This window comes from Achromobacter sp. Root83 (assembly GCF_001428845.1).
In the GTDB taxonomy this organism is placed as follows: domain Bacteria; phylum Pseudomonadota; class Gammaproteobacteria; order Burkholderiales; family Burkholderiaceae_B; genus Achromobacter.
Genome location: NZ_LMIU01000007.1, coordinates 60,826 through 75,682 on the forward strand (window position 1 = coordinate 60,826; position 14,857 = coordinate 75,682).

Genomic DNA, 14,857 nt, shown 5'->3' on the forward strand with positions numbered 1-14,857 from the left:
TACCGCCATCTTGTAATCCTGCGTCAGCACGCGCCATGCCCAGGGCCTGTTTGGCCCGCTCGCAAACCTGGCACGATCTTTGCATGTACCTACTGGATGCGTCGCCTTTCGGCGGCCGGCCTCCAGGAGACTCAATTGGGCCATCCCATGCAAGAACTGCGCCTGCGTCAGCAAATGACGCTGGCGCCTCGCCTGCAGCAATCCGTCAAGCTGCTGCAGATGTCCGCGCTGGAGTTCACCACGGCAGTGGAACACGCACTCGCCACGAATCCCTTTCTGGAAGACGCCGACGAACAGGAACCGGAAGCGGCGCCCGCCGCGCCGGGGGTTCGCAACGAGGCGCCGACTGACGACGGCGAGCCTGCGCCCGAGCCGGTGGCCGTGCCCGAGGGCGCCGGCGCCGAAGACACGCCGCCCGACGCGCCGGCCTATTCCGGCGACTACCCGACCCATTCCTCCAGCGGCGGCGAAAGCGACCTGGGCCAATGGGCGTGCGCCAGCGTATCGATGCGCGAGCGCCTGTCGGCGGACCTGGGCAACTATCACCTGGAACCGCGCGACCGCCTGATGGCGGAGTTCATCATCGATGCGCTCGACGACGACGGCTATCTTCGGGTGCCGCTGGCGGGCCTGTGCAGCGCCGCGCATCCCGACTTCGCCCCGGCCCCCGAAGAAAGCGAATGGATGGCCGCGCTGCGCCTGGTGCAGCAGTTGGACGCGCCGGGCCTGGCCGCGCGCGACCTGCGGGAATGCCTGAGCTTGCAGCTGGCGGCCGCGCATGATGCCGACGAGCAGACCCGCGTCCTGGCGCTGCGCATCGTGCAGGAACATCTGGACCGGCTGGCCAAAAACGACTGCACGGGACTGCGCCGCCTGCTGGACTGCTCCGACGACGCGCTGCGCGAGGCCTGCGCACTCATCCGCACCCTGGATCCCAAGCCGGGCAGCCGCTACAGCGGCGACGCGCCGGTCTACGTCGTGCCCGATGTGTTCGTGGACAAATGGCACGGACGCTGGCGCGTGCTGCCGAATCGCAGCGCCATGCCCCGCGCCCGCCTGCACAGCACCTATGCGGATCTTTTCCGGCGCGCGCGCCTGGACGACCGCAGTCCCATGGCGCAAGAGCTTCAAGAGGCGCGGTGGCTGGTGCGCAACGTGGAGCAGCGCTACACCACCATCCAGCGCGTAGCCGAGGCGATCGTCAAGCGCCAGCAGACCTTCTTCGAATACGGCGAAGTGGCGCTGCGCCCGCTCATGCTGCGCGAAGTGGCGGACGACCTGAACATGCACGAGTCCACCGTGTCGCGCGCCACCGTCAGCAAGTACATGACCACCCCCCGGGGCGTATTCGAGTTCCGCCATTTCTTTTCGCGCGAACTGGCGACCGAATCCGGCGGGTCCTGCTCGGCCGCCGCGGTGCGTGCGCTGATCAAGGAAATGGTGGATGCCGAGGATCCGGCGATGCCGCTGTCCGATGTGGCGCTGACGCAGCACCTGGCTTCGAACGGCATCCTGCTGGCCCGCCGCACGGTGTCCAAGTACCGCGGCCAGCTACGGGTACCGCCCGCGGAATTGCGCAGGCAGCACTAGCCCCCCGCCGGATTTTCGCGAGGGGTATGTAAAAAAGGCTTCCCTGGGGAAGCCTTTTCATTTACTTGCTGCCGCCGGTGTTGGGATACCCCGGAGGCGGGGTGGCGCCGCTGGCCGGCGTACGCGGCACATTATCGTTGGCCTCGCGAGCACGGTTCGGCATATCGGACGAACGCTTGTCCGACTTCATCGAGTTGTTATGGTTGACGTTCGGAGGCGTGCTGTGCGTATTCGGCGCCGCGTTGGGCGCGGGCGGAATCTGCCCCGGCGGCACGGGCGTGTTAGGCGGCACGGCGGTGCCGTCGTTCGGCGTGGTCGATGGCGACGAGGCAGGCGCGGCGCGCCCGGACGACTGTGCCATCGCCCCGCCAGCCGAAGCCAGTCCGGCCAGCAGTGCAACCGCGCATGTGAGGGAACGATATTTCATGGCTAAGCTCCTTGGTTGGAAAGCAATAGCCATGTCGCAAGCCCCGTGCCCGCCCGGAAGTCCTAAGCCTGGCGGCCCAGGCATTGCCCTGGGGGTATTTTTTACCTGCCATTGCAACACCTGACCCTAAGCGGCGCGAGGGGGCCCCACGCTCGCCTCCACCATGCGCTTGACGCGTTCGCCCAGCACCTCCAGCGAAAAGGGCTTCACAATCAATTCCATGCCGTCCTTCACGAAACCCTGGTCGATGGCGGCGCTTTCGGCGTAGCCGGTCATCATCAGAACACGCAGCCCGGGGTGCGCGGCGCGCGCGGCATCCGCCAGTTGGCGTCCGTTCAAGCCGGGCAGGCCTACGTCGGTCACCAGCAGATTCATGTCGGACGTGGACATCACCAGGTCCAGCCCGGCCTCGCCGTTGGCCGCCGTCAGGACGCGCATGCCCAATTCGTCCAGGCATTCGCGCACCATTTCGCGCACGTTGGTGTCGTCTTCCACCACGACCACGACCGCCTGGGTGGCCACGCCCGCTTCCGGCCCGGCTATCGGCATCCGCTCTTGCGCCGGGTGGGGCGCGCCATCGTACCGGGGCAGATGCAGCCTGACCGACGTGCCCACCCCCACCGCGCTCTCCAGCGTCGCGGCGCCGCCCGCCTGCTTGGCGAAGCCGTAGATCATCGACAGCCCCAGGCCGGTCCCCTCGCCCAGCGGCTTGGTCGTAAAGAAGGGATCGAACGCATGCGCGAGCACATCGGGCGTCATGCCGCAGCCCACATCCGAGACGGAAACCTCGACAAAATCCCCAGGGCTCACGCCGGGAATCTGGCGCAGCGAAGAAGCATCCAGCCGCGCATTCAGCGCGGCGACGGTGAGCACGCCGCCGCTGGGCATCGAGTCGCAGGCATTGATCACCAGGTTGAGCATGGCGTTCTCGAACTGGTTCTTGTCGCACCTTACCGTCCACAGGTCCGGCTCCAGGTCGAACACCAGCGTGACCCGCTCGCCGGTATAGCGATGGAACAGCGACGCCATGGATTGCAGCGCGGACTGGACGCCGAACGGCTTGGGATCGATGGGCTGGCGGCGCGAAAAGGTCAGCAGGCGCTGCGTCAGATGCGCCGCCCGGTTCGCGGAATCCATGGCGACATTGACGAAACGCTCCGCCTGTTCCGGCTTGCCGCCCGCCACCTTGCGCTGGATCAGATAGAGCGCGCCCGTGATGCCCTGCAGCATGTTGTTGAAGTCATGCGCGATGCCGCCGGTCAGCCGGCCCACGGCCTCCATTTTCTGCGATTGGCGCAGCGCGTTTTCGGTCTCGAGCAGCACTTCGCTCTGGGCCTTCAGGTCCGTGTCGTCGCGCCCCGCTACGTACAGATTGTCTTGCGACCACGACATGCTCCAGGTGATCCAGCTATAGCCGCCTTCGCGCTTGAGCACGCGGGTCTCCAGATGCCTGACCGGCTGCGCCGCGCCCATCTGCAAGGCGGGCGACCACGCGGCGCGCGTTTTTGCGTGGTCGTCGGGATGGATCAGCTCGGTCATTCCCATCGACAGGAACTGGTCCGGCGTCCAGCCCAGGATCGTCCGCACCGCCGGATTCACGCTGACAAAGCGCCCTTGCGCGTCGATCACGGCCAGCAGTTCGGGAGAAAGGCGCCAGATGCGGTCGCGTTCGGCGATGGCGTTTTCAACGCGCTGCTCCAGCATGCGGGAATACTGCGAACGCTCGACGGCATCGCACATCCGTTCGGCGACTTCCTCGATGAAGGCCAGGTCGCCGGCCTTGAGCCGGCTGCTGGACAAGGGCCTGACGATAAGCGCCCCGCCCTGCCGGGCCCAGCGGCGCATCGGCACCACGATCGCCGACGGACGGATGTCGCCGTCCGCTTCCGCCAGCAAGGGTTGCAGGTACGCCGTGCGGCCCTTGCGCAGCGCGGCGTAGAACTCTTCGCCGAACTGCGCCGGCTCCAGCGCGGCAAGACCGGCGCGGTCCGCCTCGGAGCGCCAGCAGGTCGACACCACGGGCGTGGCGCCTTCGCCGGCCCAATCCAGCACCGCGACCATTCCCAGCGCCAGATGCTGGCCCAGGCCTTCGCAGGCGGTCTGCTCGATGACCGTCTGATGATGCAGCTCGCGCATCCGGTCGCCCAACGCCAGCAGGAAGTTCTTGCGATGCTGGCCTTCCCACAGTTCGGTCTCGGCGGCCTTGCGCGCCGTGACGTCGAGAAACATCGCCATCAACCGGTCGGTGCCGTCCTTGCGCGCCCGCGCTTCGTACCAGGCGTCCCTGGGCGCGGGAACGGCGAACTCGAATTGCGTGGACTCGCCGGTTTCGACGACCTGGACGAAGGTGTCCATGATCTGGCCCGGCACGCCGGGGATCATTTCGCGCAGGGTGTGCCCCAGTGTGTCGCCTTCCTTCATGCCGCTCTGCCGTTCGAACGCGGGATTGACTTCCAGAAAGCGGAAATCGATGATGCGTTCGTCGTCGTCGCGCAGGGCCTCGGCCAGAAAGAAGGCCTCTTGCATGCCATCGAACATCGCCCGCCAGCGCTCGCCGCTGCGCCGCAGCGCGGCGTCGAGCAAATGCCGCTCTATCGCCAGCGCCGCGCTGCGCGTGACCAGCGCGATCGCGTCGATATCGTGTGCCGAGGGCAGGCGCGCCGTGCCGTAGTAGTTAGAGAACACGCCCAGCAGGCGCCCGTCCGGCGCCTTGATCGGCGTGGACCAGCAGGCTCTGAGGCCGTGCGCCAGGGCCAGGTCGCGCCAGGGCGCCCAGGCCGGATGCGTGGCGATGTCTTCCGCATAGACCGCGTTGCCCGAATGCGCCGCGGCGCCCCACGACCCCACCAACGGACCAATCGGCGCACGGTCGACCGCGGCGTTGAAGACGTCCGGCAGGCTCGGCGCCGTGCCGTGCAGCAGCAGCGTTCCGGTGTCGTCGACCAGCGCGATGGATGCACGCAGCGGGACGCTGGATTGGGCCTCGATGGCGTGCAGCATATGTTGCAGCACCTGTGGCAAGGGCACGCCGGCGGCGATCCGCTCCAGCATGATGCGTTCGTCTTCCAGACGGGCTAGCGTGTCGGTCCATGGCAGGGACACGCGGTCGTGCTTGGTCAGCATGGCTTCCCCTATTCCAATACAGAATGTATTGCGGGGGGTGCGCACAAGCCGAAACCCTAGGTAACGCGACGCTACGTTTCATCCCGGCAGCCATGCGCGCGCACTGCTTGGCCCGCCGGCGGCGGGCTACGCCTAGCCGCCCCGCACCGCCGTATTCCCTCGCGCGTGGGCCACCGGCGCCTGCGCGCGGCGCGATCCGCTCGTGCGCCAGGCCAGGCCCGTGCTGATCACCAGCGCCAGCGCCAACGATCCGCCCGCCATCGCCGCCACGCCCTGCCATTGGCCGACCGTCCAGAAATGACCGCCCAGCGACCCCAGCACGCTGGAGCCCACGTAGTACACCAGCAGGTACAGCGAGGCGGCCAGCGCCTTGTAGCCGCGCGCCATCTGCCCGACCCAGCCGCTGGCCACGGCGTGGGCCGCGAAAAAGCCAAAGGTGAACACGACGATGCCCGCGATCAGGATGGGCAGCGCGTCCGACAGGGTCAGCAGCAGCCCCGCCAGCGCCAGGCCGGTCGAGGCCGACAGCATCATGCCGCGGCCGTGGCGGTCGGCCAGGCGGCCGAAGTACGTGGACGCGAAGATTCCGACCAGGTAGACCAGAAAGATGAAGCCGATGAAGGTCTGGCTCAGCGAAAACGGCGGCAGCAGCAGGCGGAAACCCACGTAGTTGTAGACCGCGACGAAGGCGCCCATGAGCAGGCCGCCCATCGCGAACAGCCCGCACAAGGGGCCATTCTTCAGGTGCGCGCCCGCGCCGGCCCGGACATCGCCCAGCACGCCCGACCACCCCTGCCCGCGCCGGGGCGCGAATCGGCGCGACGCCGGCAGCAGCCACATGAAGGCCACGGCGGCCAGGATGCCCAACAGCCCCAGCGTGCCCATGGCCGCCCGCCATCCGAAATGGTCGGAGACCAGGCCGGTGATGACACGGCCAGACAGCCCGCCGAAGGCGCTGCCGCTGATGTACAGGCCCATCGCGAAACCCAGCGTGCCGGGTTCGACCTCTTCGGCCAGATAGGCCATGGCGACGGCCGGCACGCCGCCCATGGCCACCCCTTGCAGCGCGCGCAGCGCCAGCAGGCTGTGCCAATCGGGCGCCACGGCGGCAATCGTGCCCAGGACGGCCGAGGCGAACAGCGACAGGGCCATGATGCGCTTGCGCGGCAGGGCCTGCGAAAACAGGCCCACGAAGAAAATCGCGATCGCCAGCAGGCCCGTGCACAGCGACAGCGCCAGGCTGCTCTGGGCGGGCGACACATTGAAGGCGCTGGTGAACAGCGGCATCAACGGCTGCACGCAATACAGCAGTGAAAACGTGGAAAACCCGGCGGCGAACAAGGCCCATTGCGCCCGGCGCAGTCCGGGCATGCCTCGGGTCAGGTAGCCGGATGCCGACGCCGGGGCGGCATCGGGTTCGGGTGAGGAGCTTGCAGAGGGGGTAGACATCGTGATTCTCGAATGACAACGGGCCGCGAGCCCGTGAAGACAAGGTAGACTTTTCATCTTCATATGTCCAATATATGAAACCAACCCCGTTCATATTTAAAAAAGATGGAACTGCGTCACCTGCGTTACTTCACCGCCGTGGCCGAAGAACTGCATTTCACGCGGGCGGCGGCGCGCCTGGGCATCGGCCAGCCGCCCCTGAGCCAGCAGATCCAGCAGCTGGAACGCGAGATCGGCACGCCGCTTTTCCTGCGCCTGCCCCGGGGCATCGCCTTGACCGAAGCAGGCGCCCAGTTTCTGGAGGACGCCCGCGCCATCCTGGCCAGCGCCGACCGCGCCGTCGACCTGGCCCGCCGCCTGGGGCGCGGCGAACGCGGCGCGATCACCGTGGGCTTTACGGCATCGGCCGTGTTCCATCCCTACCTGCCGCGCGCCATCCGCGCGTACCGGGACCGCTATCCGGACGTGCGCGTCACGTTGACCGAGAGCAACACCGTGACGCTGCTGCGCGGACTGCGGTCAGGTGACGTGGACGTGGCGTTCGTGCGCCCGCCGTATGTGCTGGACGCGGAGTTCGAATCCGAACGCGTCCTCGATGAGCCCATGCTGGTCGCCCTGCCGCCCGACCACCCCCTCAGCCGCAAGCGCGGCGTTCCCATCGCGGCGCTGGCCAACGAGGACTTCGTGCTGTATCCACGCCCCATCGGCGCCGGCCTGTACGACGCGATCCAGTCTGCCTGCCTGCGCGCCGGCTTTGCGCCGCGCGTCATCCAGGAAGCCCCGCAGATGGCGTCCATCGTGAGCCTGGTGGCGGCCGGCGTGGGCATCTCCATCGTGCCCGCCGCCATGCGCCACATGGGCGCGCAGGGCATCGAATACCGTCCCATCAAGGGCGACGCGCCGCACGCCCTGCTCGACATCGCCTATCGGCGCCACGACCGCTCGATCGCGGCGGAAAATGCCGTCGCCATGCTGCGCCGTCTGGCGCACCCGGAACTCGCATAGACCCCGAGCAAGGCCGACCGGTATCGCCCTGTCGCGTTTGTCATCTTCTGTAAACCTCGGCGCGCGGCCGCACGTTAAATTCTCGCGCTGTCGCCGATGCGTCCCCCACCCAGGGCGGCATCCGGCCGCGATCAACCTTTTAGAGGTGTCCCCTTGCGACGTACCCTCCTGGCCCTGGCCATTGCAACGCTTCCCGGCCTTGGCGCCGCCGCCGGATTGGCGTCCTCCATCGGCGCGGTGACCGTCTATCAAGACCGCGCCGTCGTGACCCGAGCGGCCAGCAGCCAACTGCCCGCCGGCGAACACGAGCTGGTGCTGGAAAAGCTGCCTGCCTCGCTGCAGGAGAATTCGCTGCAGGTGTCGGCAAAGAGCACCGGCCAGGCCACCTTGCTGGACGTGAAGGTGCGGGACGCCTATCAGGCCGATGCGGCCAACGAGCGCGTCAGGAAGCTGGACGAGCAGATCCGCAAGCTCGAAACGCAGCAGGCCGCGCTGGACGACGAAGCCGCGGTGCTGGACAACCAGCGCGAGCTGGTGCTGATGATGCAGCGCGGCGCGACGGAACCGGCCAAGGACGGCGCGCGCCTCACGCTGGACGAACTGAAGGCGATACAGACGCTGAGCGCGGACTCGCTTGCCAGGACGCTGGCGGGCCTGCGCCGCGTCGCCGAACAGAAGGATGCGCTGGACCGCGAGCTGGCCGCGCTGCGCAGCCAGCTCGCCCAGGAGCGCGGCGAACTCGGCCGGCGCAGCAAGACCGTCACGTTGCGCGTCAACCTGGCGCAGGCGGGCAAGCTGGACCTGGCCGTTTCCTATGCCGTCGCGGGCGCGCGCTGGACGCCGTCGTATGACGCGCGCCTGCGTCCCGCGGACCGTAACGTGGACCTGGGCTACTTTGGCGTCATCCGCCAGAACACGGGCGAAGACTGGAACAACGTCAAGCTGACCCTGTCCACCGCCAGGCCGTCACTGGGCGGCGGCGCGCCGACCCTGCAGCCGTGGATCATCGATGTGGCAGCCCCGCCGCCGCCTCCCCGTCCCGCAGCCCTTATCGCGCCCGCCCCGCCGATGGCGGCGATGGAAATGCAGGCCAAGCGCGCGCCGCGCGGCAAGGCCATGGAAGACGCCGCGGCCCCCATGCCGGAACCCGATATGGAAGCCATGGACGTGTCCGCGGCCCAGGTCCAGAACGCCCCGACCAGCGCATCGTTCCAGATCAAGAGCCCGGCAACCCTGCCGTCCGACAACTCCACGCAGCGCGTCGCGATCGCCTCGTCCACGCTGCCCGCCACGCTGCAGTATCAGTCCACGCCCGCGCTGCGCGAAGCCGTCTTCCTGACGGCGCAGGCCAGCAACACCACCGACATTCCCTTCCTGGCCGGTCCGCTGAATACGTTCCTGGACGACGCGTTCGTCGCGTCCAGCGCCATGAAGGCAGTGATGCCCGGCGAGAAGCTCGAACTGGCGCTGGGCGCCGACGACGGCATCTCCATCAAGCGCCAGCTCGTCAACCGGTACACGGAAAGCACGGGTTTTTCGGGCAGCGGCAAGCGCGTGACCTATGAATACAAGATCACCGTGAAGAACAACAAGGCCACCAAGGAACAGGTGTCTTTCAAAGACCGCCTGCCCATCTCGCGCAACGAGAAGATCGTGGTCAAGCTGCTTTCGCCCGCCGATCGGGACATCAAGCGCGAAGACGACGGCAAGCTGGTGTGGGACTGGGAACTGGAACCGGGCAAGTCGCGTGACACGGTGCTGAAGTTCTCGGTCGACTATCCGGGCGATATCGACGTATCCGGCATCTGAGGCAGCACGCCCGCCGCGCCGGCATCGCGCGGCGGCATTGCGCGCTTTCCGCAGCTTTCATTGCCGCCGGCAGAACTCGACGAAGGCCTCGGGTTCCAACGGCACCGAAATGCCATAGCCCTGGGCCACGTCGCAACCCAGTTCGCGCAGCAGTTGCACGTCGCGCTCCTGTTCGACGCCCTCGGCCACCACGCGCCGGCCCAGCACCCGCCCCATTTCGATGGCCGCCGCCACCACCGCGCGCGAGGCCGGCTCGCTGTGCATGTGCACGATGAAGTCGCGGTCTATCTTCAATTCGGTGAAAGGCATCGCCGAAAACAGCCGCATCGACGCGATGCCCGCGCCGAAGTCGTCCATCGCCAGCTCGAAGCCGCGTACCCGCAGCAGGTTCAGGCTGGACGACAGCGCCAGCCAGTCGGTCACGGGCTCGTCTTCGGTCAGCTCCACCTTGATCAGCCGGGCCGGCAGCCCCGCCTGCCCGACGCGCTGCTCCAGCAGGCCTGGCAGGTCGCGAGAGCACAGCGTGGACGCGGATGCATTGATGGAGATGGGCACGGCGATGTCCTCGTCATGCATCTGGCGCAGCACTTCAAGAACCCGGTCGGTGACGCGGCCGAACAGCATGCGGTCCAGGCCCAGCCGGTGCGCGGCGGGCACGAAGTCGGCCGCTGAAATCACGCCGAGTTCCGGGTGGACCCAGCGCGACAAGGCCTCGGCGGCCACCACGCGGCCGGTGGACAGGCTCATCTGCGGCTGCAGCACCACGCTCATGCCCGCGCCGGACACCAGCGCCTGCCCGAGCGCCGCTTCCATCACGTCGCGCCGCACCGACTTCTGCCGATGCGGCGAGGCCGGATCGCCGTCGTCGATGCTGTGCAGCGCTGTCTTGATGGCCTGCTGCATGGCGCTGCGCCCCACCGGCTTGGACAGCGCCTGGGCAGAGGGGCAGCCCGCCTGCAAGGCCAGGCGCACATGGGATTGGAGCAGCTCGTCGCTCAGGCTGCTGATCCAGATGATCGGGGGCATGCTTTTCAGCCGCCCCGCATCCACCAGCCGGCGCAGATCGTTGGGCAGGCGCGTGCCGTCGCCCTCGCCCATCACGATGTCGCTGATCAGCACGTCATAGTATTGGCGTGTCAGCGCGCTGACCGCTTCGATGCTGCTGCCCAACCCCGCCACGCGGCGAAACCCCAACGCCAGCAGCATGTTCTGCAGGTAAGCGCGCTCGACGGGGTGGTCTTCGACGAGAAGAATCCGTCGGGTCGCTCCAGCATCGGATTTTGGCATTGCTGACCGTCCTAATCTGCATAGGGCGGGCCTTTGCAGGCGACCGCTTGGATAACGTGGATCAATGCTACGGCATCCGCGCGGAACGTGTCTTGATTGCTAACGGGTTAATGCAATTTCATCTCCGATAGGCGTAGGCGGGCCTTGATCCGACGGACGGACGCAGCCCTCGGTCACGCCCGTTTGGCGCCGGTGCGATAATGATGGACTTTCCCGCATCTAGGCACGGAGCTTCCCTTGACCCGCATTGACGACCCCCTGCACGACCGCGAGGTCGGCGCGGCCGACGCCACCCAGGACAACACGCGCACCGACGACACCCGCATCAGCGCGGTGCGTCCGCTGATTTCACCCGCGCTGCTGCAGGACGAGCTGCCGGTTTCCGCCGCCATCCAGACGCTGGTCGAGCAAAGCCGCGCCGGCATCGCCGACGTGCTGCACGGCCGCGACGACCGCCTGGTGCTGGTGGTTGGCCCCTGCTCCATCCACGACCATGGCCAGGCCATGGAATACGCGCGGCGCTTGCGCGACGCCGCCGAACAGCACAAGAAAGAACTGCTGATCGTCATGCGCGTGTACTTTGAAAAGCCCCGCACCACCGTCGGCTGGAAGGGCTATATCAACGATCCGCGCCTGGACGGCAGCTTCCGCATCAACGAGGGCTTGCGCCGCGCGCGTGAGTTGCTGCTGGACATCAGCGGCCTGGGCCTGCCCATCGCCACGGAGTTCCTGGATCTGCTCAGCCCGCAGTACATCGCGGACCTGATCGCCTGGGGCGCCATCGGCGCGCGCACCACCGAAAGCCCCAGCCACCGCCAGCTCAGCTCGGGCCTGAGCTGCCCGCTTGGCTTCAAGAACGGCACCGACGGCGGCGTGCAGATCGCCGCCGACGCCATGGTGGCGGCCAGCGCCAGCCACGCCTTCATGGGCATGACCAAGATGGGCATGGCCGCCATCTTCGAAACCCGCGGCAACCAGGACACCCACGTCATCCTGCGCGGCGGCAAGCAAGGCCCGAACTACGACGCCGCCAGCGTGGACGCCTGTTGCGCCGCGCTGCGCGCCGCCGGCCAGCGTGAACAGGTCATGATCGACTGCTCGCACGCCAATTCCAACAAGTCGCACCTGCGCCAGGTCGACGTAGCCAACGACATCGCCGCCCAGCTCGCCCAGGGCGACACGCGCATCACGGGCGTGATGATAGAAAGCCACCTGGAAGAAGGCCGCCAGGACCTGAAGCCGGGCCAACCCCTGCGCCACGGCGTGTCCATCACCGACGCCTGCCTGGGCTGGAGCCAGACCGAGCCGGTGCTTGCCGCCCTGGCGCTTGCGGTGCGCCAGCGCCGCGAAAAAAAAGCCGGGAACTGATCCCGGCCGCGCGCCGGTCAGCGCCGAAGCCCGTACGGCGCCGGATCGAATTCCGGCGCCTGTCCCGTCATCAGGGCCGCCAGCAGCTTGCCGGTCACCGGCCCCAGCGTAAAGCCGTGGTGCGCGTGCCCGAACGCCATCCACAAGCCCGGATGGTTGGGCGCGGCGCCGATCACGGGCCGCATATCCGGCATGCAGGGACGGCACCCCATCCACGGCTCGCGTTCCACCGCCTGGCCCAGCGGCAGCAACTGGCCCGCCAGAGCGCGGGTGCGCTGGATCTGAACGGGCGACGGCGGCGCATCCCTGGGCGCGAATTCCGCGCCCGTCGTCAGCCGCACGCCCAGCGTCATGGGCGTCACCACGAAACCGCTTTCGATATCCGCCACGGGACGCGACAGGCTTGCCCCGCCCTCCAGCGCAAAGTGCTGGTGATAGCCGCGCTTGACGGCCATGGGGATGCGGTAACCCAGCGGACGCAAGACGTCCGGCGACCACGGCCCCAGCGCCACGACCACGTCGCTCGCCTCGATCAGGCCCAGTACGCCCTGCACCCGCCAGCCCTTGCCCGCGGCCTGCAGGCTGCGCGCGTCGCCGCGCGCCAACTGCCCGCCGCGCCGCTGGAACAAGGCGGCATAGCCCCGCGTCACCGCGCCCGGGTCCGACACGCTGACCGGATCCCGCCAATGCACGGCGCCCGCCATCACGGAACTCAACGACGGTTCCAGGGCGGCCAGCGCCCGGCGGTCCAGCACCTGGTGGTTCAAGCCGTAGGGCGCGAGCGCCTCGGCGTGGGCGATCACGCGCGCCAGGCCGGCCTCGGTGCGCGCGCCGTCGATCCAGCCATCGCGGCGGAACAGGTGGGAGATCCCGGCATCGTCCTTCAAGGCGTCGTGCTCGGCCACGCTGCGTTCGATCAGGGGCAGCATCGCCGCGGCCGCTCGCGCCAGGCGCTCTGGCGACGAATGCCACCAATAGCGCAGCAGCCACGGCGCGACCCGCGGCAGAAAACGCGGGTGATAGCTGACGTCCGGCGTGTTGTTGCGCGCATACCGCCAGAGCTTGCGCCACTCGCGCGGAAAGGCGTAGGGAATGACGCTTGCCCGCTCGATCAGCCCGGCATTGCCATAGCTGGTTTCCTCGCCCGGTCCGCGCCGGTCGAGCAAAATCACGGAGCGGCCTCGGGCCTGTAGATGCAGGGCTGTGCTCACGCCCACGATGCCCGCGCCAAGGACCACCACATCGGTTTTCATGCGCCGCATTCTGCGCCCGGCGCCGATGTTCGGCAAGGCCGCCGAAGCGTAGAATTCTTCGCTTCCGCCGTCCGAGGATTCCGCCATGACCTTGCCCGCTCCGCAGCCCGTCACGCTCACTGGCGACATCGTGCGGCTCGAGCCGCTGGCCGCGCACCACGCCGAGGCGCTCGCGCGCATCGGCCTGCATCCGGATCTCTGGCGCCTGCAGCCGGAACCCGTCGCCACCCTCGAAGACATGCAGCGCTATGTGGACCGCGCGCTGGCGGACCAGCGATCCGGCACCTGCCTGCCCTTTGTCATCGTGCAGCAAAGCACGGGACAGATCATTGGCGCCACGCGCTACATGGATATCGCGCTTGCCCACCGACGGCTCGAAATCGGCGCCACCTGGCTGACGCCGGCCAGCCAGCGGTCCGGGGCGAACACGGAAGCCAAATTTCTGCTGTTACAGCACGCTTTTGAAACAATTGGTATCATGCGGGTCGTGTTCAAGACGGAGTTGAGCAATACGCAATCGCGGCAAGCGATACTCCGGATCGGCGGCGTCGAAGAAGGTGTCTTTCGCAAGCACCTCATCGCGCAATCGGGACGCACCCGCGACATGGTCTATTTCGCCATCCTCGACGAGGACTGGCCGACGGTGAAGGCGCGCCTGCTGGCGCGCATGCGCCATCCCCGATAGACCGGCGCGGTTTGTTCTTTACGCAGTCCCCCGGGCCCCGCGCCCTTTCCGCATTTTCCCAGTCAGGTATGGATCGTTCTCGCACCGTCCCGGCCGCGCCGGCTTCCTTCTCCAGCGCCCGCCACAGCATTTTTATCTACACAGAAGAACAGCGCGGCAACCAGATGGTCGAATCGCTGGTGCTCGGCATGATGTCGGATGTCTCCGGCTCCGAGAAACTCATCGTCGTGCAGGATCCGTTCAGCAGCGTCAAGTTCATCTACCGCATCGACCACGAAAGCAGCAACCTTGACGCGGCCGCGATCACCGAGCACGACGAGGCCGCATTCAACGGCAAGAACTCCGTGGAAATCAACGCCATGTCCTATCGCCTGGGCACCGCGGAGAACGCCATGAAGCTGTTGCGCGGCAAGACCCACTGGATTCAGGACAAGGGGTCGGTGCTGTCGGTGCTGCTGCAGAATGCTGCTGCGCGCAAGACGCGCTTCGCGCCGGCACGCATAGAACGCGACCGCATGCGCAAAGTGCCCCAGGGCGTGCCCGTGGAACTGCTGCCTACATAAAACGGACAGTATCCACAGGCTTTTTCTTATCCACAATTTCTGTGGATAAGAAAAAGCCAAACGCACGGCTGATGGCCTTTCGGGCGACGCCGGACGGCCTGCTCAATTTTTGACCATCCCTGTCTGTGTCCCTGCGCGGATGGCATCCCGGATTCATGCCGCGCCGCCGCATCGGTGATGATGATATTCTGCGCTGGCGCCGACGACACGACACATCGCGCGCCCCCAACCTGCCGTGCGCACCGCGCGGGCAGAGTTTCCTCCTAGAAGAAGCCGTAGCATGATTAGAGCGGAAAGC

At 67.4% G+C, this 14,857-nt stretch carries 11 protein-coding genes; 6 read left to right on the forward strand and 5 right to left on the reverse strand.

Annotation, left to right across the window (positions count from 1 at the left end; all coding sequences use genetic code 11):
• Positions 1 to 96 precede the first annotated feature (96 nt).
• The gene (locus tag ASE30_RS09490; RefSeq protein ID WP_057284060.1) at positions 97 to 1,590 is read left to right on the forward strand and encodes an RNA polymerase factor sigma-54; all 1,494 of its coding nucleotides are present in this window, start codon (positions 97 to 99) and stop codon (positions 1,588 to 1,590) included.
• Positions 1,591 to 1,651: 61 nt separating this feature from the next.
• On the opposite strand, the gene ASE30_RS09495 is transcribed toward ASE30_RS09490, so the two are convergent.
• The 3 genes from ASE30_RS09495 to ASE30_RS09505 form a co-directional block, all read right to left on the reverse strand.
• Positions 1,652 to 2,017 (reverse strand): hypothetical protein, encoded by a 366-nt coding sequence (locus tag ASE30_RS09495; protein ID WP_057284061.1) that lies wholly within the window; start codon positions 2,015 to 2,017, stop codon positions 1,652 to 1,654.
• A gap of 126 nt (positions 2,018 to 2,143) precedes the next feature.
• Positions 2,144 to 5,140 carry a PAS domain S-box protein gene (locus ASE30_RS09500; protein WP_057284062.1) on the reverse strand — a complete coding sequence of 999 codons (2,997 nt, stop codon included), beginning with the start codon at positions 5,138 to 5,140 and terminating at the stop codon, positions 2,144 to 2,146.
• 132 nt (positions 5,141 to 5,272) lie between these two features.
• The gene (locus ASE30_RS09505; protein ID WP_057284063.1) at positions 5,273 to 6,589 is read right to left on the reverse strand and encodes an MFS transporter; all 1,317 of its coding nucleotides are present in this window, start codon (positions 6,587 to 6,589) and stop codon (positions 5,273 to 5,275) included.
• Positions 6,590 to 6,694: 105 nt separating this feature from the next.
• On the opposite strand from ASE30_RS09505, the gene ASE30_RS09510 reads away from it, so the two are divergent.
• Positions 6,695 to 7,594, forward strand: coding sequence for a LysR substrate-binding domain-containing protein (locus tag ASE30_RS09510; RefSeq protein WP_057284064.1), 900 nt, complete (start codon positions 6,695 to 6,697; stop codon positions 7,592 to 7,594).
• 153 nt (positions 7,595 to 7,747) lie between these two features.
• The gene (locus ASE30_RS09515) at positions 7,748 to 9,403 is read left to right on the forward strand and encodes a mucoidy inhibitor MuiA family protein (RefSeq protein ID WP_057284065.1); all 1,656 of its coding nucleotides are present in this window, start codon (positions 7,748 to 7,750) and stop codon (positions 9,401 to 9,403) included.
• Positions 9,404 to 9,460: 57 nt separating this feature from the next.
• Here the strand turns inward: ASE30_RS09515 and ASE30_RS09520 are convergent, their stop codons facing one another.
• The gene (locus tag ASE30_RS09520) at positions 9,461 to 10,690 is read right to left on the reverse strand and encodes an EAL domain-containing protein (RefSeq protein ID WP_057284066.1); all 1,230 of its coding nucleotides are present in this window, start codon (positions 10,688 to 10,690) and stop codon (positions 9,461 to 9,463) included.
• Between the two features lie 237 nt (positions 10,691 to 10,927).
• Between ASE30_RS09520 and ASE30_RS09525 the strand changes: the two genes are divergently transcribed.
• Entirely contained in the window at positions 10,928 to 12,058 is a 1,131-nt protein-coding gene (locus tag ASE30_RS09525) for a 3-deoxy-7-phosphoheptulonate synthase (RefSeq protein WP_057284067.1), read from the forward strand.
• A 17-nt stretch (positions 12,059 to 12,075) separates the two neighbouring features.
• Here ASE30_RS09525 and ASE30_RS09530 read toward each other — a convergent pair whose 3' ends face one another.
• Complete coding sequence (locus ASE30_RS09530; protein WP_057284117.1) at positions 12,076 to 13,311, reverse strand: FAD-binding oxidoreductase; 1,236 nt, start codon at positions 13,309 to 13,311, stop codon at positions 12,076 to 12,078.
• Positions 13,312 to 13,396: 85 nt separating this feature from the next.
• On the opposite strand from ASE30_RS09530, the gene ASE30_RS09535 reads away from it, so the two are divergent.
• A complete protein-coding gene (locus ASE30_RS09535; protein WP_057284068.1) occupies positions 13,397 to 13,996 on the forward strand; it encodes a GNAT family N-acetyltransferase in 600 nt (199 codons plus the stop codon).
• A 68-nt stretch (positions 13,997 to 14,064) separates the two neighbouring features.
• Positions 14,065 to 14,559: a hypothetical protein gene (locus ASE30_RS09540; RefSeq protein ID WP_057284069.1), complete on the forward strand. Its 495-nt coding sequence runs from the start codon at positions 14,065 to 14,067 to the stop codon at positions 14,557 to 14,559.
• Positions 14,560 to 14,857: the final 298 nt, after the last annotated feature.

Coding starts and splice junctions, on each gene's coding strand:
- ASE30_RS09540 (WP_057284069.1), top strand. CDS start 14,065: ATGGATCGTTCTCGCACCGTCCCGGCCGCGCCGGCTTCCTTCTCCAGC.
- ASE30_RS09510 (WP_057284064.1), top strand. CDS start 6,695: ATGGAACTGCGTCACCTGCGTTACTTCACCGCCGTGGCCGAAGAACTG.
- ASE30_RS09495 (WP_057284061.1), bottom strand. CDS start 2,017: ATGAAATATCGTTCCCTCACATGCGCGGTTGCACTGCTGGCCGGACTG.
- ASE30_RS09520 (WP_057284066.1), bottom strand. CDS start 10,690: ATGCCAAAATCCGATGCTGGAGCGACCCGACGGATTCTTCTCGTCGAA.
- ASE30_RS09530 (WP_057284117.1), bottom strand. CDS start 13,311: ATGAAAACCGATGTGGTGGTCCTTGGCGCGGGCATCGTGGGCGTGAGC.
- ASE30_RS09505 (WP_057284063.1), bottom strand. CDS start 6,589: ATGTCTACCCCCTCTGCAAGCTCCTCACCCGAACCCGATGCCGCCCCG.
- ASE30_RS09500 (WP_057284062.1), bottom strand. CDS start 5,140: ATGCTGACCAAGCACGACCGCGTGTCCCTGCCATGGACCGACACGCTA.
- ASE30_RS09490 (WP_057284060.1), top strand. CDS start 97: ATGCGTCGCCTTTCGGCGGCCGGCCTCCAGGAGACTCAATTGGGCCAT.
- ASE30_RS09535 (WP_057284068.1), top strand. CDS start 13,397: ATGACCTTGCCCGCTCCGCAGCCCGTCACGCTCACTGGCGACATCGTG.